This window comes from Geotalea toluenoxydans JCM 15764 (assembly GCF_001311985.1).
Classification (GTDB): domain Bacteria; phylum Desulfobacterota; class Desulfuromonadia; order Geobacterales; family Geobacteraceae; genus Geotalea; species Geotalea toluenoxydans.
Genome location: NZ_BBCJ01000030.1, coordinates 15,638 through 32,047, shown reverse-complemented (window position 1 = coordinate 32,047; position 16,410 = coordinate 15,638). Strand labels below are relative to the sequence as shown.

Annotated in this window: 21 protein-coding genes; 18 read left to right on the top strand and 3 right to left on the bottom strand. The window is 47.3% G+C overall.

Going from position 1 to position 16,410, the window contains the following annotated elements:
* Together JCM15764_RS17075 and JCM15764_RS17070 are read left to right on the top strand one after the other, a co-directional pair.
* Positions 1-945, top strand: coding sequence for a glycosyltransferase family 2 protein (locus JCM15764_RS17075; protein ID WP_054697925.1), 945 nt, complete (start codon positions 1-3; stop codon positions 943-945).
* 61 nt (positions 946-1,006) lie between these two features.
* Positions 1,007-1,981, top strand: a complete 975-nt coding sequence (locus JCM15764_RS17070; RefSeq protein WP_369412362.1) for a glycosyltransferase — start codon at positions 1,007-1,009, stop codon at positions 1,979-1,981.
* 218 nt (positions 1,982-2,199) lie between these two features.
* Here JCM15764_RS17070 and JCM15764_RS17065 read toward each other — a convergent pair whose 3' ends face one another.
* Complete coding sequence (locus JCM15764_RS17065; RefSeq protein ID WP_279384520.1) at positions 2,200-3,474, bottom strand: YncE family protein; 1,275 nt, start codon at positions 3,472-3,474, stop codon at positions 2,200-2,202.
* A complete protein-coding gene (locus JCM15764_RS17060) occupies positions 3,474-4,100 on the bottom strand; it encodes a YncE family protein (protein WP_054697876.1) in 627 nt (208 codons plus the stop codon). The genes JCM15764_RS17065 and JCM15764_RS17060 overlap by 1 nt, the downstream gene beginning before the upstream one ends.
* A gap of 318 nt (positions 4,101-4,418) precedes the next feature.
* Between JCM15764_RS17060 and cysC the strand changes: the two genes are divergently transcribed.
* The 6 genes from cysC (at position 4,419) to JCM15764_RS24725 (ending at position 8,192) form a co-directional block, all read left to right on the top strand.
* Entirely contained in the window at positions 4,419-5,033 is a 615-nt protein-coding gene (gene cysC, locus JCM15764_RS17055) for an adenylyl-sulfate kinase (RefSeq protein WP_054697874.1), read from the top strand.
* Between the two features lie 76 nt (positions 5,034-5,109).
* Positions 5,110-5,682: a sulfate adenylyltransferase subunit CysD gene (gene cysD, locus JCM15764_RS17050; RefSeq protein ID WP_243689282.1), complete on the top strand. Its 573-nt coding sequence runs from the start codon at positions 5,110-5,112 to the stop codon at positions 5,680-5,682.
* Positions 5,589-5,906, top strand: a complete 318-nt coding sequence (locus tag JCM15764_RS30175; RefSeq protein WP_243689281.1) for a phosphoadenosine phosphosulfate reductase domain-containing protein — start codon at positions 5,589-5,591, stop codon at positions 5,904-5,906. Before cysD ends, JCM15764_RS30175 begins: the two co-directional genes overlap by 94 nt.
* A 36-nt stretch (positions 5,907-5,942) precedes the next feature.
* Positions 5,943-6,368: a four helix bundle protein gene (locus JCM15764_RS17045; protein WP_243689291.1), complete on the top strand. Its 426-nt coding sequence runs from the start codon at positions 5,943-5,945 to the stop codon at positions 6,366-6,368.
* Entirely contained in the window at positions 6,358-7,158 is an 801-nt protein-coding gene (locus JCM15764_RS24730; RefSeq protein ID WP_243689280.1) for a GTP-binding protein, read from the top strand. Before JCM15764_RS17045 ends, JCM15764_RS24730 begins: the two co-directional genes overlap by 11 nt.
* A complete protein-coding gene (locus JCM15764_RS24725) occupies positions 7,074-8,192 on the top strand; it encodes an elongation factor 1-alpha C-terminal domain-related protein (RefSeq protein WP_243689279.1) in 1,119 nt (372 codons plus the stop codon). Before JCM15764_RS24730 ends, JCM15764_RS24725 begins: the two co-directional genes overlap by 85 nt.
* Positions 8,193-8,536: 344 nt before the next feature.
* Here JCM15764_RS24725 and JCM15764_RS30170 read toward each other — a convergent pair whose 3' ends face one another.
* Entirely contained in the window at positions 8,537-8,755 is a 219-nt protein-coding gene (locus JCM15764_RS30170; RefSeq protein WP_439645325.1) for a hypothetical protein, read from the bottom strand.
* On the opposite strand from JCM15764_RS30170, the gene JCM15764_RS30165 reads away from it, so the two are divergent.
* The 10 genes from JCM15764_RS30165 (at position 8,754) to JCM15764_RS17000 (ending at position 16,321) form a co-directional block, all read left to right on the top strand.
* Positions 8,754-9,161 carry an ABC transporter permease gene (locus tag JCM15764_RS30165; protein ID WP_305048966.1) on the top strand — a complete coding sequence of 136 codons (408 nt, stop codon included), beginning with the start codon at positions 8,754-8,756 and terminating at the stop codon, positions 9,159-9,161. The genes JCM15764_RS30170 and JCM15764_RS30165 overlap by 2 nt on opposite strands.
* 101 nt (positions 9,162-9,262) lie before the next feature.
* Positions 9,263-9,520, top strand: a complete 258-nt coding sequence (locus JCM15764_RS17030) for a CopG family ribbon-helix-helix protein (protein ID WP_054697871.1) — start codon at positions 9,263-9,265, stop codon at positions 9,518-9,520.
* Positions 9,501-9,785 (top strand): type II toxin-antitoxin system RelE/ParE family toxin, encoded by a 285-nt coding sequence (locus tag JCM15764_RS24720; RefSeq protein WP_243689278.1) that lies wholly within the window; start codon positions 9,501-9,503, stop codon positions 9,783-9,785. The genes JCM15764_RS17030 and JCM15764_RS24720 overlap by 20 nt, the downstream gene beginning before the upstream one ends.
* 461 nt (positions 9,786-10,246) lie before the next feature.
* Positions 10,247-10,861, top strand: a complete 615-nt coding sequence (locus JCM15764_RS17025; protein ID WP_054697868.1) for a hypothetical protein — start codon at positions 10,247-10,249, stop codon at positions 10,859-10,861.
* Positions 10,862-11,069: 208 nt separating this feature from the next.
* A complete protein-coding gene (locus JCM15764_RS24715; RefSeq protein WP_369412363.1) occupies positions 11,070-11,414 on the top strand; it encodes a group II intron maturase-specific domain-containing protein in 345 nt (114 codons plus the stop codon).
* Between the two features lie 186 nt (positions 11,415-11,600).
* Positions 11,601-13,724: an ATP-binding cassette domain-containing protein gene (locus JCM15764_RS17015; protein WP_054697862.1), complete on the top strand. Its 2,124-nt coding sequence runs from the start codon at positions 11,601-11,603 to the stop codon at positions 13,722-13,724.
* Complete coding sequence (locus tag JCM15764_RS17010) at positions 13,702-14,445, top strand: sulfotransferase domain-containing protein (RefSeq protein ID WP_054697859.1); 744 nt, start codon at positions 13,702-13,704, stop codon at positions 14,443-14,445. Before JCM15764_RS17015 ends, JCM15764_RS17010 begins: the two co-directional genes overlap by 23 nt.
* Complete coding sequence (locus JCM15764_RS24710) at positions 14,408-15,304, top strand: class I SAM-dependent methyltransferase (RefSeq protein ID WP_243689277.1); 897 nt, start codon at positions 14,408-14,410, stop codon at positions 15,302-15,304. The genes JCM15764_RS17010 and JCM15764_RS24710 overlap by 38 nt, the downstream gene beginning before the upstream one ends.
* Positions 15,285-15,644, top strand: coding sequence for a hypothetical protein (locus JCM15764_RS17005; RefSeq protein ID WP_054697857.1), 360 nt, complete (start codon positions 15,285-15,287; stop codon positions 15,642-15,644). Before JCM15764_RS24710 ends, JCM15764_RS17005 begins: the two co-directional genes overlap by 20 nt.
* Positions 15,644-16,321: a class I SAM-dependent methyltransferase gene (locus JCM15764_RS17000; RefSeq protein WP_054697855.1), complete on the top strand. Its 678-nt coding sequence runs from the start codon at positions 15,644-15,646 to the stop codon at positions 16,319-16,321. Before JCM15764_RS17005 ends, JCM15764_RS17000 begins: the two co-directional genes overlap by 1 nt.
* Positions 16,322-16,410: the final 89 nt, after the last annotated feature.

Sequence of the window (16,410 nt, the reverse complement as noted above, 5' to 3'; positions counted from 1 at the left end):
TTGGATTTGAGTGTAGTCATACCAATTTATAACGAAGAAGAAAATATTCCCGAGCTATGCCGCAGGGTGTTCGCCGCTCTTGATCAAAGCGGACTCTCCTATGAACTTATACTTGTGGATGACGGCTCGATAGACGAATCATTTAATCGTTTAAAAGCAGTAGCCGCCCATAAACCTTTTGTGAAAATCATCAGGTTTCGACGCAATTTTGGCCAGACTGCTGCCATGGCTGCAGGCTTCAATGCTGCTAGTGGCAGCGTTGTAATCCCCATGGACGGAGACCTGCAGAATGACCCTTCAGATATCCCTCGCCTTGTAAAGAAGATCGATGAGGGGTTTGACGTTGTCTCGGGTTGGCGTAAAGATCGCCGTGACACCTTCGTCAACCGCAAATTGCCTTCACTTATTGCCAATCGTCTCATCTCCAAGATGACAGGGGTTCATTTGCATGACTACGGTTGCACCCTGAAGGCCTACCGCCGGGAGGTGCTTGATGCGATAAATCTATATGGGGAAATGCATCGATTCGTTCCTGCGCTTGCCTCTCAGGTCGGGGCAAAGGTCGCAGAACTCCCGGTTGCCCATCATCCTCGTCTACATGGCGTCAGTAAATATGGAATATCCAGGACCACCCGCGTCATACTGGACCTGATGACCGTTAAATTCCTTCTTACCTATTCGACCAAACCAATACAGCTTTTTGGCAAGTGGGGGATTTATGCGTTATTTGCCGGGATGATGAGTGGTGCTGCCGTCGTCTATATGAAAATTTTCGAACAGATGAGCATGAACCGGAACCCCTTACTGATTTTGACTGCTTTTCTGCTGTTCATGGGGGTCCAATTCATCGTCCTGGGGCTTTTGGGTGAGTTGAATGCCCGCACCTATTATGAGGCCCAATCCAAGCCCATCTATGTTGTTAAAGAAAAAGTCAACATTGCCTGATAACCCGATCAAAGTCATCATGCTTGCCCCTACACCGTATTTTTCCGACAGGGGTTGTCATGTGCGGATTTACGAAGAGGCAAAAGCCCTGCGACAACTGGGGGTGGATGTCAGAATTGTCACCTACCATCTGGGCCGCGATCTCGGTCAAATACCCACATACAGAGCCTGCAGAATTCCCTGGTACAAGAAAGTCGAAGCCGGCCCTTCCTGGCAAAAGCCTTATCTCGACATCCTCCTGCTGTTCAAGGCCATGCGCATTGCCAGGACTTTTTCTCCCGACCTGATTCATGCACATCTCCATGAGGGTGCGTTGGTAGGCTTTTTTCTCAAAAAATGGCTCCAGGTACCCTTGCTTTTCGATTATCAGGGTAGCCTGACCGCTGAAATATCCGCCCATCGTTTCATCAAAAAAAAATCTCTCCTCCATAAAGTTTTTGCTGGTCTGGAAAGAACAAGCAATAATCTTGCTGATTTCATAGTTACCAGCTCCAGCCCCAGTGCCTCGGCGCTTGTGAATGACTGGCACATGCAGGCCAATCGGGTTCAGGCGCTCATCGATGGCGTGGATACGGATGATTTCCGTCCCTACTCTAAGATGGCCTGTCGGATCGAGCTGAACCTGCCGCAGGATGTGCCGATAGTAGGCTTTCTCGGGCTTCTCAATGAATATCAGGGCATCGATATTCTCCTTGAAGCCATTTCCATACTCAAGGGGCAAAACACCCGGTTATTTTTTCTGGTCATGGGATTTCCTGAAGCGGAATATGTTAAAAAGGCCAAGGATTCAGGCTTGGACAGCATCATTCGCTTTACCGGCAGAATCGATTACAGCCTGGCGCCAAAATACCTGTCAGCATGCGATCTGGCTGTTTCCCCCAAAATTTCGCTCTCCGAGGCCAATGGCAAGCTGTTTAATTACATGGCCTGCGGGCTGCCGACCATTGTTTTCGACACGCCTGTGAATAGGGAGATACTCGGGGAAACCGGTGCTTATGCTCCTACGGCAATGCGTCAGATCTGGCTGTTAAAATAGCCATGCTTGCAACCAACACTCCCATGATTGAGGAGCTGTCGGAAAAAAGCAGGGAAAAGGCAGTCCAGAAACATTCATGGCGGGCGAGGGGGGAGACTCTTTTAGAATTGTATCGCGGGCTATTGAAAAAGAGTAAAGCATAGATCACTGCTAATGGTGAAACAAAAAGGGCAGCCATTTTTAATGGCTGCCCTTTTTGAGTCCTGCAATAATAGTGATTATTTAATGGCAATGTTGTCTACGGTTAAAGTGCCCTGGGTAACGGTAAGGGTCCCGGTGATGGTGGAGGGCGTTGGCCCTTGCGCCGTGAAAGTTTTGTCTGCGTTCCACCCGCCGCTCAATTTGAATGCTGCACCGCTCACATTAAGATTCGGGCTTTCGGTGAAATCTGCCAAGGCAAGCTGTATATCTGTTGTCGGTGCTGTGACAGCGTTAAAGGCGCCTTGAATAGTGGGATAAAAGGAGGTCCCCGGTGACAGCATACGAACAACGTCATTAACCGGCGTGTCGGAGAAGACAGCGGTGAAGTGGGCGTAGGTGGTCATGGGAAATGCGCATGCTGGAGTAGTAAGGCCATCGCAGAGTGCGCCGTTGTTGATCAGCAATCCGTTTTTATCTCTGTCCCCGACCCATTTGACAAAGTATTTACTTGGATTGGGTGTTGCCACGATTGTTACAATGGTTCCTTCCTGGAACAGCACACTACAGAGGCTGGGAGAAGTCGAGGCGCTGCAGTTTATGCCTGCAGGGGTGCTGGTGATCGCACCATTCGCTGTGACTGTATCTGCAGGCCTCGTGACTGAGACGTAGTCGAAGTCCTTGATGAAGGTAACATCGATCGAGGGGTCGGAATTGACAGGGCTGAAGGTATAGGTGGAGGTTGTTTGATTGTAGTTGGTATCGGTCCTGAAATCGATAATATTGCCATTGATGGCGATGTTATTCACCCGGTAATATTGTTTTGGCGCAAGAACATACGCCGGTCTGTCGCCAGGGCTGACTATCTGGGTAAATGTATTTCCATTGGCTTCGCTGGTGATTTTGCTGCCATCGGTTGAAGCGACGGTGCCGTTGGTGTCGGATGTGGCAGTAACGGTGTAGAGTTGGGGGCCGATGAAGTTACCCAGAGCTTCCGGGGAGTTGAAAAAATAAGGGTTTCCTAAGGTATTGGGGAGGTTGGTGATTGCATTGCTGAACAAATTGATGGATGAAAGGCTTCCCAGGCTATTAAAGCCTGGAGCAGGAGCCGCTGTGTTATTTACAGCATACAGAGTTGTCCCATCAGGAGTTATGGCGAGACCCATTGGCGAATATCCCAAGGGAAGCTGATATGGAGTGGTGACACTGTTGTCGGCTGTGTTGATGACCGAGATGCTGTCACCAAAGGTGTTGGTGACATAAGCTTTGCTTCCGTCCGGTGCAACTGCGACCGTGTATGGGAATGCCCCAACCGGGACTGGGACAGTGGCAACAGCCCTTGTCGCAGCATCGATTATAGAAACGCTATCGGAACCTTGATTGACAACAAAAATCTTGACAGTGCTGCCGACAGTGCCACCGCGATGCCCGTGGGATTTAAGCCGACCGTTATGGGAAGGCCGGAAACCTGGTTGTTTGCCGTATCGATTACCGAAACGGTATTTGAGCCGGAGTTGGCAACATAGACGAAGGTGCCGGCGGGGTCCATGGCAACACCGACAGGAGCATTGCCTACTGCAGGGGAGGCAAGCACTGTCGGTACTACGGTACCGGGTGCCAGTGCCGATATATCAAGAACGGTAAGGGAAGTGGCATCATAATTTGCAACATAAAGCCGCGTTCCCGCGGGATTGATCGCTATACCGCTGGGGGTGTTAGCAAGCGGGCTGATGGTAGTGACGACCGTTGGATTATTTACATCGGTGAGTGCATCAATTACCGATATGCTTTTGCTTATTTTATTTGAGATATAGACACGCTTTCCATTGGCACTGACAGCTACGCCAAATGGGGACTGGCCAGTGCCGAGGGATATTTTCGGGGCAAGAAAATTGTTTCCACTGGTATCAACAACGGATACTGTGTTTTCACTGGGGTTGGGGATGTAGCAAATGGATATGCCACGGCGTAACCCGCACACATCAGCATGCCTGCTAGGGCTGTAAGAAGTCTGAAATACATGGTTTCCTCCTCGTCTGGTACGATATTTCTATGGTAATTGTGTATGGAATTGTAAGCTAAAATTAGAGCGATCAGTGTGAAGTATGCAAACTTTAAACCAAAAACCTGAGAGTGATGGCGGGTTCAAAATTATTAAATTCCTTTTTGCTTGGGCTGTTTTTATATATCATCTGTCACCGGGTTGCCAATAAACAACCACAAAGCCGGAAATTTTTTAACTTTTTGTGTTTTACCTTTTTCTGATAGGATTTAACCACATTCAAAGCAGGAGATTTGCATGGGGGCAAACAAGCTGAATATCACCTGGCATGACAGGGTACTGACCAAGAGTGACTATCTTAAACGCAATGGGCACCAGCCTTTGGTGTTGTGGTTTACCGGACTTTCAGGGTCAGGCAAATCTACGCTTGCCCATGCCGTTGAAGAAGAACTGTTCAGGAAAGGCTGCTATACGTATATACTGGATGGCGACAATATACGCCACGGACTCAACAGCGACCTTGGATTTTCCGAGGCTGACCGGAGGGAGAACATCAGGCGTATCGGGGAGGTTGCCAAGCTTTTTGTCGATGCCGGCATTATTGTTCTGGCAGCATTTATTTCTCCTTACCGGGAAGACCGGGAGAGGGTTCGGGCACTTTTCGAACCTGCCGAGTTTATCGAAGTATTTGTCAATTGCGACCTTGCCGTATGTGAAAGCCGCGATCCGAAGGGGCTTTATCGCAAGGCACGGTCAGGAGAACTTAAGCAGTTCACCGGGATCGACAGCCCATATGAAGTGCCTTTTAGGCCCGAGTTGGTTGTCAATACTGCATGTTATGGTGTGGAAGACTCTGTCCGGGCCGTGCTTGCATTCGTTACGGAACGGGGGTTTTTAGGCGGTGACTGGTGACGGGTGACTGGTGACTGGTGACTGGTGACTGGTGAACCTCGAACCTCGAACCTCGAATTGTTTACAGGGGTTGAAGATGACGCATCTGGAAGAACTTGAAAATAAATCTATTTACATATTGCGCGAAGCATACAAGAATTTTGACAACCTCTGTATGCTCTGGTCCATTGGCAAAGACTCGACGGTGATGCTCTGGCTGGTGAGAAAGGCATTCTTCGGTCACTGCCCGATACCGCTGGTGCATATCGATACCTCCTATAAGATAAAGGAGATGATTGCCTACCGTGATCAATTGGCAGAGGAATGGGGGCTGACCCTGGTGGTGGGGCAAAACAAGGAAGCTCTGGAAAAGGGTATGAACCCTGCGCTGGGGCGTATGGAATGCTGCACTGCCTTGAAGACTGAGGGGCTACGGCGCACCCTTGCCGATAAAAAGTACAATGGTGTCATTGTCGGCGTACGTTCCGACGAAGAGGGTACCAGGGCAAAGGAACGCTATTTTTCTCCACGTGACAAGAATAACGACTGGGATTTCAGGGAGCAGCCGCCCGAATTATGGGATCAGTCAAGACCAGGTTCGAGCCGGGGACCCATGTCAGAATCCATCCCCTGTTGGATTGGACCGAGATCAATATCTGGGAATATATAAAAAAGGAAAACATTCCGGTGATCCCCCTTTATTTCGACCAGGGTAGCGGCAGCCGCTATCGCAGCCTTGGCTGCGCCCCCTGCACCGGCGCAATTGAATCGACAGCGAAAAATGTCGATCAAATCATCGAAGAGCTGCGCAATACCAAAGTTGCAGAGCGTTCCGGGCGCGCCCAGGACGCCGATCGCGGCATGGAAAAATTGCGCAAGGACGGGTACATGTAGAGGCGGTGATTGGTGATTGGTGACAAGCGGTGATTGGTGATTGGTTTGGCGAGGGTGGAAGTGATTGGTGAGGGTGGAAGTATGTCTGGGGACTCGCTTAAAGCTAAAAGTCATAAAGATCTTCAGGTGTGGCAGCGAGCAATGTCTTTGGTGGTGTCTCTTTATGGATTGCTCAGGTCTTTTCCTGCCGATGAACGCTTCGGCTTGGTTGATCAGATCAAGCGTTCGGCTATCTCCATCCCTTCGAATATTGCTGAAGGGGCTGCGCGACAGACCTCAAGAGAATACATTCAATTTCTGTATATCGCTGCCGGGTCAGCGGCAGAGCTTGACACGCAGCTTATACTTGCCCAGAGGTTTGGTTTTTCCACAGAGATAGAAACTCAACTGGAAGAATTGCAGATTGTCCGCAAGCAGCTGAACGTAATGATCACAAAACTGCGAGCAAATCATGAAAAGTGAAAAATCACCGATCACCAATCACCAGCCACCAATCACCGATCACCAATCACCAGCCACCAATCACCAATTTTTACAAGTGGTTTTCGTCGGCCATGTGGACCATGGCAAGTCTACCCTGCTCGGCCGCATTTACGCCGATACCGATTCTCTTCCTGTCGGCCAATTGGACAAGGTACGGGCAATTTGCGAGCAGCAGGGAAAGACATTCGAATATGCCTTTCTTTTCGATGCCTTTCTCGAAGAGCAAGAGCAGGGAATTACCATTGACACTGCCCGCACCTTTTTCAACTGGGGCAACAGGCACTACATAATCATCGATGCCCCCGGCCACAAAGAATTCCTCAAGAACATGATATCCGGTGCAGCAAGGGCGGAGGCCGCAGTTCTTATCATCGATGCAGCCGAAGGGGTAGCGGAGCAGTCGAAACGTCACGGCTACATGCTGAGCTTGCTGGGGATCCGGCAGATAGCCGTAGTCGTAAACAAAATGGACCTGGTTGCTTATGACCAAAAAGTTTTTGCATCAATTGTCGCCGAATATTCTGCTTTCCTTAAAGAACTTAATGTCATACCGTGTCAGTTCATTCCTGCCAGCGCCAGAAACGGGGATAATGTGGTTACGGGCAGTGATGCCATGCATGGTATGACGGCCCCACCGTTTTGGAATCTCTCGGCCGTTTCGAAAAACTGCCCGGTGGAGAAGAGTTGCCGTTGCGTTTTCCGGTGCAGGACGTCTATAAATTCGATGCCCGCCGGATCATTGCCGGCCGGGTTGCTGCCGGAATGTTGAAAGTCGGCGACAGTCTGGTCTTTTCCCCTTCCAACAAGACGGCGGTGGTCAAAACCATCGAGGCATTCAATGTTCCCCATCTGCCTCTTTCTGCCGGAGTCGGCAAGTCTACCGGCTTCACTTTGGACGAACAGATTTTTGTCGAGCGTGGCGAGGTAGCCTCGCTGAAGGAATCCTTGCCCGAGGTAACCGACCTCTTCCGTGCCAATGTTTTCTGGATGGGCAAAAATCCCATGGTCGGCAATCGCCCCTATTTGCTTCGCCTGGCAACAAAGGAAGTGGAAATGGAGCTGGCCGAAATCCATCGTATCATCGATGCCGGCAGCCTTGACCCGGTAATGGCCAAGGAGCAGATAGAAAAGAATGATGTCGCCGAAGTCACCATAAGAACTAAAAAACCTCTGGCGCTGGATTGCTTTTGCGACTGCGACATCACCGGGCGTTTCGTCGTCGTGGATGGCTATGATGTCTGTGGTGGGGGCATCGTCACCCAGGTACTGGACAACGACCAGGAGACATTCCGCCGGGAGGCCAGGCAGCGCGACATTGCCTGGCGCCGCGGAGAAGTGCAACTTGGCGAGCGGGTGCAACGGAACGGGCATAACCCGGGCATTATCCTCTTTACGGGAGAAAGCGGCACCGGCAAGGCCCGCCTTGCCCGCCACCTGGAGCGCCGGCTTTTCGATGGCGGGCGTCAAGTGTATCTCCTTGACGGGAAGAACCTGCTTCTCGGTCTTGGCTCCGACGTCACCGAACAAGACAAGGAGGAGATGGTCCGGCGATTCGGCGAAGTTGCCCAGATTCTGCTGCGAGCCGGGCAGATTGTAGTATCGACCACCAATACCTTTGCCCAGGCAGATCACCAGATCATCAGCACCCTTGTCTACCCCCACCAGGTAATTTCCGTGCACATGTCCTTTGCCGGGGGAGTCACACCGGAAAAAACCGATCTCCGCTTTCTCGAATCGGACGACCTGAAGAAGGCCGCCAAGCAGATTGTGGAGAAGATGGAGGAAGTGGGGGTACTGCTGTAAAGGCGGTGATGGGTGATGGGTGATGGGTGATGGGTGATGGGTGATGGGTGATGGGTGACGACCTCTAACTTGGAACCTCGAACCTCGAACTCGAACATCGAACCTCGAACCTCGAACCTCGAACATCGAACATCGAACATGAATTAGGGAGAAATATGCAAGCATTGAAGATGTTTAGTAATTTTATTTCCGAATTATGGTCGCGTCGGCACATGATCATCGAGCTGGCAAAGCGGGACTTCAAAACCAAGTACCTCGGCTCTTACCTGGGGATGCTCTGGGCTTTTGTTCACCCGACAGTGTATATAATTATTCTCTGGTTCGTTTTTCAGGTGGGCTTCAAGTCACAGCCCCAGGCCAATTATCCGTTCGTCCTCTGGATGATGTGCGGCATCGTTCCCTGGTTCTTCTTCAGTGAATGCTTGCAGAGCGCTACCATGTCCATCATCGACAACAGCTTTCTTCTTAAAAAGATGGCTTTCAGCATCGGCATGCTTCCCATAGTCAAAATTCTCTCCGCGCTGGTAATCCACTTTTTTCTTTATCCTGGTCGTTTTTATCATGATCCTTCTCTATGGCCTGCCAATTTCCCTTCACAGCCTGCAGGTTTTTTACTACCTTTTCGCCGCCATAATACTGCTTCTTGGCCTGTCCTGGCTTACATCCTCACTGGTGGTTTTCCTCAGGGATGTGGGGCAACTGGTAGCCATGGCTTTGCAATTCGCCTTCTGGGTCACCCCCATATTCTGGTCGGCAAAGATCCTCCCCGATAAGTACTCTAACCTGGTCAAGCTCAACCCTGTCTATTACCTGGTGGAAGGATACCGGGAGAGTTTCATCTACAAGACCTGGTTTTGGGAGAGCCACTATGTGCTGACCCTCTATTTTTGGGCTGTGACCGGCATTATTTTTGTGCTGGGGGCGGTTGTGTTCAGGAGGCTGCGGCCGCACTTTGCGGATGTTTTGTAGAGGCGGTGAATGGTGAATGGTGAATGGTGAATGCGCGCTTGACTGATGTCTTACAACAGAATACAGTGTAAGCACATGTCTTACATATTCTGGAGGTAGCCATGCTGAAAGCAGCTAATATAACTGTTCGTATCAAGCCAACAACCAAGATGCGCATCGACGCCTTGGCGCAGGCTACCAAACGCTCTAAGTCATACGTCGTCGAGGAGGCGTTGGAACAGTACCTGGAGGTAAACGAGTGGCAGGTTAAAGGCATTGAGGCCGCCTTACATGAGGCCGATAGTTCCGATGCCGAATGGGTTGATCATAAAGATGTCCTGGCAAAGTGGGAGGCCAAGCTTGCGGATAAAGTGGTTTAGACAGGCGCTTCTTGATCTTGACGAAGTAGAAAGTTATATTGCCGCGGACAATCCAGTTGCAGCTATAGGTGTGGTAACTAAAATAGTCAAAATGGTTTCTGTTCTTGAGGAACAGCCGGGACTTGGTCGTCCTGGTCGCATCCCGGGCTCCAAGGAACTTGTTATTCCCGATACCCCTTTCATTGTTCCTTACCGGGTGAAGGATGGCTTGGTGCAGGTGTTACGGGTCTATCATACATCAAGAAGGTGGCCGGATAACATTTAGTCTGTTGCAGTGGGTTTTATTGTTGAACCATGGCTCCCGTCTACCTTCCGGTTAATGGGCAAAAGGCAACCTGCTATTTAACGGATGAACTTTTATTTTCGCGATATCCAATATTGATGAAGTTCCAATTGCTGTCCTTGAAACAACCGTCTTCCGTCTTCCGCCTTCCGTTTGATTTTTTGGTCCTTATCTTGCATCAATACCCTCGTCTTATGTATATTCGCTACTTTAATGTGAATACATATTTTAAAAAATCTTTACTTTCTTTAATGCTTGCTTTATTTATAGCGGCATAGCTTCTCATTCTTGATGCAACGCAAGGTGTGCGCGAGGAAAATGATCCTGAAAAAAGGGAAAAATGATCCCCGCCAAATAGAGAAATAACTGGTTAAATAGCACGCAGCATATTCGAATCAGAGACATACCATAAGTCAAAGACCCATAAACAGGAGGCAAAGAACATGAAAAGTTTACGGCAGAAAATGTTGGCAATGGCTGCAGTGGTTGCAGTTTCGGGGCTGATGATGGCTTCAGTGGCAGGAGCGACGGATAAGCTGATAGTTAAACCATTGAGTGGAACTACTAATGTCTTAGTTACGACGGACAGCGGACCTACTGGATTTAATTATAACACTCCTAAGTACTCTGCTGATGTTGCTAATCAGGGCGGTGCAAATACATCCCAGCTGCATTTTTCTATGACGGGTGCGGATAATGGTGGTTACATTACTTCAGTTGCAGAGAACAATTTTTATATCTCATCTGGTGCAGTTTTTCAGGCAGGTGCATGGATTCAGAAGTCCACTGATGGTAAATCTGTATTCTTCGGTTCGGGTGCAGCTGGTTTTACAGCGTATCTGAATCAAGGAGCAACTGTCGGTGGTGCTGTTACCGCTTCTCCTAAACTCAGGATTACCTACGACGGGAAAATGGGTCTCGGTACATTGACTCCGACCTCTGCACTGCAGGTTGTCGGACTTCCTACCTATGCTGACAACGCTGCTGCTACAGCTGGGGGGTTGACAGCTGGCGCATTTTACAGGACTGCGACTGGTGTTCTGATGGTTGTGTACTAAGATAACCTTCATGTATGCGCGAAAGGGCGGTTGAAGCTAATTCAACCGCCCTTTTGTTGTTGTGCGCCAGGCATGGCGCGTGGCGCGAAAGCGCCATTCAATCAGTCGTGGCTGATTGTTGACTTGGAGGTGCAAGTCCTCTACGGACTGATGGTGGGAACCGTTAGCCGGACGTCAAGGGTGTCCGTCGCGAGGCGGAATTTGAAACATCCAAACCACCATCGAGGAGACGAACCCCAAAGTAAGGGACTGGCTGAACTACTTCAGGTACTCCGAAGTAAAAGGCATCTTTGAAGAATTTGACGGATGGCTAAGGCGAAAGCTGCGGCGGATTCTCTGGAAGCAGTGGAAGCGACCTTATACAAGAGCAAAGAACCTGATGCGGCGAGGGTTATCGGAGGGAAACGCCTGGAAATCTGCCACAAACGGCCGCGGCCCCTGGTGGAATGCAGGGGCCGTGCACATGCGTTTAGCTATTCCGAAATCCTACTTTGAAAAACTGGGGCTGGTATCCCTAATGAACCAGTTTCGTCGAATTCAACACGCTTCATGAATCGCCGTGTACGGAACCGTACGCACGGTGATGTGCGAGGACGGCGGGGGCGACCCCGCTCCTACCCCATCCAACCCATATATACTCTGATGTTCAAGTGCTTCAGAAAGTTGTTGTAACATTTTTTACTGCGCCTATAATGCTAGATGCTCGGGAATTTTATAGTAGTCTGATCAGGGGATTAGATTGATAGAAGATGAAATCGCAATAAGTACCGAAAATTTGTCCAAGGCATACAAGCTTTACAATTCACCCTTAGATCGCCTAAAAGAGGCATTACACCCTCTTCGGAAAAAGTACCATCACGACTTCCGTGCTCTTCACGATATAACTTTTCACATAAAAAAAGGAGAAACATTCGGCATTATAGGTAAAAATGGTTCAGGGAAGTCCACTCTGTTGAAGATATTGACCGGAGTGCTGACACCTACGTCAGGCAGTGTCATGGTAAAAGGAAAGGTTTCTGCATTGCTTGAATTAGGTGCTGGGTTCAGCCCTGAAATGACTGGAATAGAGAATGTCTACTTCAACGGCACGCTCATGGGCTATAGCAGCCAGGAGCTGAGTGAAAGGCTAGATGAGATTCTTGCTTTTGCTGATATCGGTGAATATGTCACTCAACCAGTTAAAACATACTCTAGTGGAATGTTTGTTAGACTTGCATTTTCCATCGCTATCAATTTTGAACCCGATGTCCTCATTGTCGATGAGGCTCTAGCTGTTGGCGATGTTTTTTTTCAGCAGAAATGTTACAAAAGATTACAAGAGCTTAAACAACATGGTGTCACCATTCTTTTTGTTACGCATGGCATGGCGGATGTGGTGCAATTCTGTCAGAGAGCCTTGCTGCTTAACAATAACACCATTGAATTCATAGGTGGGGCAGCGGAAGCTGCAAAACGATATTTGCTAATTCAGCAGCAGGAACGATTGGTTCAGTATAAGAAGGCTGCTGCTCATATTGATGTAGCTGATGATGAGTTTAGTCCTGAAGAACATGAGTATCTCTGGCCAGCTTCTGAACAATTCCTAGATGTTTCTGCTGTCGATTCAGTTGGAGACTGCAGTTATAAATGCACACGCCTTGCATTGTGTAACAACAATGGCTCGGCATCCCGATTCTTTTATTCCGGTGACACTTTAATTATTTATTGTGAATTTGAAATAAACTCAACCTTAGAGGTCCCTATTGGCGGCTTTCTTATTAAAAACGATCAGAACATCATGGTACATGGCAAGAACACGCTACACTATGATACAATCCAACTTCCAAAACAGGTGCCTGCCAGTAGCTTGATCAGGTTTAAATTTGAGGTTTGTTTAGATATAGCACCAGGAGAATATACAATAGACGTTGGACTAGCCACAATCAGTAACCGTGACTATGAACAGAGAATGTATGAGGATCCTCAGTTCATACAATCCAAAAGTCTCCGACTCTGCAATCTTTCGAACGCAACGAGTTTTTCAGTAGTTCATGGTCCAAAGCGCGGAGCAAGTTTCAGTACCTTGCACGCGGGTATATGCAATCTAAAGGGTACAGGTTTTATATCAATGGTAAAGAAAGGAACATTAACGCACTCGGAGACGGAGATGCCAACTATTTTTCACGTAACACATTGGAAAGCTGGGTCTCAATGGGTAAAAAAGATTCTTCGCGACATTTCTCCTGAGAGATACATTGATTCAAAAGTCAATGTAGCGCATTTTCTGAATGACAATATAATACCCGGAAAAATCTACCCGACAGTATACGTCACCAGAGAACAGTTCGAAAAAGTTTCGCTCCCGAAGCAATGGTATCGTTTTATAGTGATAAGAGACCTGCGGGATACCTTAATTTCAGGGTACTTTAGCTTGAAGATAAGTCATTCAGTAATTTCATCGGGGATCTTATCCTATCGCAAAGTACTTGAAGAAATGAATCTTGAGAATGGCCTACTATTCCTGATCGAAAATTGGTTACATCTGAGTGCAGCGATCCAACATTCATGGTTGGGATTGGGAGAGCCCTTGATCAGATACGAGGATTTGCTCACTAATGATGTGGAGATATTCAGTGACATTTTGTTACATAAGTGTGGACTTGATGTTTCACATGACCTGTTAGAAAAGGTTGTGCTAGGAAGTCGCTTTGAGCAAATCACTGGGGGAAGGGCGAGTGGTTGCGAAGATATTGATGCCCATGCAAGAAAGGGAGTAGCTGGTGACTGGTCTAATTACTTTACTGAAAGAATTAAAATCAGGTTTAAAGAGAGGTATGGAGATTTGCTCATCGCCACAGGATATGAAAAAAACCACAGCTGGTAAGACTTCAATGGATAAAATTGTGGTGGTAGAATTCCCCAAATCTGGTGCATCCTGGTTTGTGTCAATGATAGGACATGCATTGTCAATCCCTATCCGCGATATATATGTTCAGAATGAACAATATTCGTCTGCTTTTGAGATTAGGAAGCACCCTTGGTATAACTCTTTGGAAGAACTAGGCATTACAAAAACTTGCGTCATCAAAAGTCATGAATTACCTGGTTCTGCTCTTCATCCTTTTGAAGCTAATTATATCCACATGCTCCGAGATGGTCGAGATGTTGTAGTTTCAAAATATTTTTTTGAAAAGGACTTCTGTGTCAATAACGGAATAATCTCAAATTTTAAATTTTCTCTGGATGAGTATGTGGAAAAAACTGCAAAGGAGTGGGCAACTTATGTAGAAAGTTGGCTAGAGCAGAATGTGTTGAAGTGTCGCTACGAAGAATTGCTCAGTAGTCCAGAGGAAGTAACTAGAGCGCTTCTTGCTGCGCTGGGATATTCTTGTAGTGAACAATCTGTACGCGATGCAGTTGCAGCCAACAACAAGGAGGCTTTTAAAAAGAGCTTGGATAAAGCTTTTGTTCATAATACTTTTGTTCGAAAGGGCGTATCAGGCGATTGGGCTAACCATTTTACTGAAAAAAACAAGAACTCCTTTAAATCAATAGCAGGTGATCTACTTGTTAGGCTTGGTTATGAAACTAATAACGATTGGTAATTTACGGTCTTTAATAAGCAGAGAACATCCAAAAATGACACCACTTTCGATTGACGAAGTGATGAATGCATACCACGATGTTTCCACTTTATATCCATTTGCACCTTCTATGAGCATTTGGAGAGCATGGGAATTAGCGGCTTACAGGCGTTATAAATTACCAGGCCCTATTCTCGATTTAGGATGTGGCGATGGGCAATATTTTAAGCTAGTATGGCCATCAATAAAAGATGTCGTGGGAATAGACATAGACTCATCAATAATTGATAGTGCGGTTGCCTCAGGTGTTTACACATCAGTACTAGAAACGTCAGCGGCAAATATGTCAATTGCTGACAGTTCGTTCAACTCTGTTTTTGCAAACTGTTCACTTGAGCACATGGACGACCTAGATAGTGTTCTAGCAAATGTTAGACGTGTTTTGAGACCAAACGGCGCTTTCCTTTTGAGCGTTGTCACAGACAAGTTCTTAGAATGGGTTACACTGGCAGATATTGCATCGCTGCTAGATGGCCCTGCTAGAGGGTCATCTATAATAAATCATTATTCGTCATACCATCACTTAGTTACAGCGCTTCCTCCAGAAAGATGGGTATCTCGAATTGAAAGTGCTGGGTTTAATGTTTTGGAGCATACCCCCATAATGCCAGAGCTAGTAAGCAGGCTCGACCTTTTTGTGGATTGTTTATGGCATCAACCAGACACAGGAAAAGAATTTGGCGCAAAACTGCATGAGTCTTTTAAGTCAATACCTCACTTTCCCGAAGTCCTCGGTGACATCGTCAAGGCATTACTAGTGGCTGAAAAAAGTGCTACAGTTGGCTCAGGAGCTGTTTTCTATGCAAAAAGAAAAAGTTAAAAAACCTGTTTTCATTGCTTCACAAATATGCTGGTGCGGGAATGCATCTTTGGTACCTTTTTCAGAAAAATATCTTGCCTGCCCTGCGTGTTCCACCTTAATTAGCACAGGGAGAATGGAAGATGAGTATTATGAAGGTACTGATGAGGGGCAGACTTTATATGGCAAGGATTATTGGCTTAAGCATGTGGTTCAGCTAGGAACTCCTGATATCATAGCGCGCGCGCGCCTTGATTTAGTTGAACGTGATATATACTGGCTTCGCGATATACTTCACTACAAGCTACCCCCCGGCAATTCCCTTGAACTCGGGTGTTGTCATGGCGATCAGTCTTCCTAATGCAGGAGGCTGGTTTCAATGCTATTGGAACGGAGATGAGTCCTTGGCTTTGCGAGTTAGCAGATAAAACATTCGGTATTCCTATGGAATGTGGTGCTTTTGAATCTTTAAAATTTAAGGAAAGTTCTTTCGATGTCGTGAGTATATTTGATGTTTTAGAGCACCTATTAGATCCTGTTGCTGCAGTTACGAAGATTGCTCGAATCCTCAAGGACGATGGGGTGTTAGCACTCCAAACGCCACTGTGTTGGGGGCTTGAGCAGGGCTATGAGAGGTTAAAGAATCAAAATGCGAATTTCTTGGTCCACCTAAAGGAAAATGAGCATTTGTTTTTGTTTACCAAAGAATCTGTACAAAAATTACTTCTACAGGCTGGGTTCAAATATTTTCAGTTTGAGAAACAAATTTTTGAGTACGACATGTGGCTATTTGCCAGTAAATCACCTTTAAACAGAATAGAGACTGCTTCAGTTGAAAGGCATCTGCTTTCGTCTCCAAAAGGTAGGATCGTGCTTGGTCTCCTCGACTTATATCGATCTTTGGAAACCCCACAGCAATTTGACAGGAATGATCAATATAAACATGAGAAAGAGGACTCCGGAATTACCAGACCTAGCTTGACTTTAAGACTTAAGAATTTTATTCATAAACATGTGAACCTTCGTTTTCGCCGATAAAAAGAAATGCCAGTCGTTCGAGGTAGCAAATTGCCGACGTGCCCCATTTGCGGAAAAAGCAACATAACCAATTACTCTGACTGGTCCCA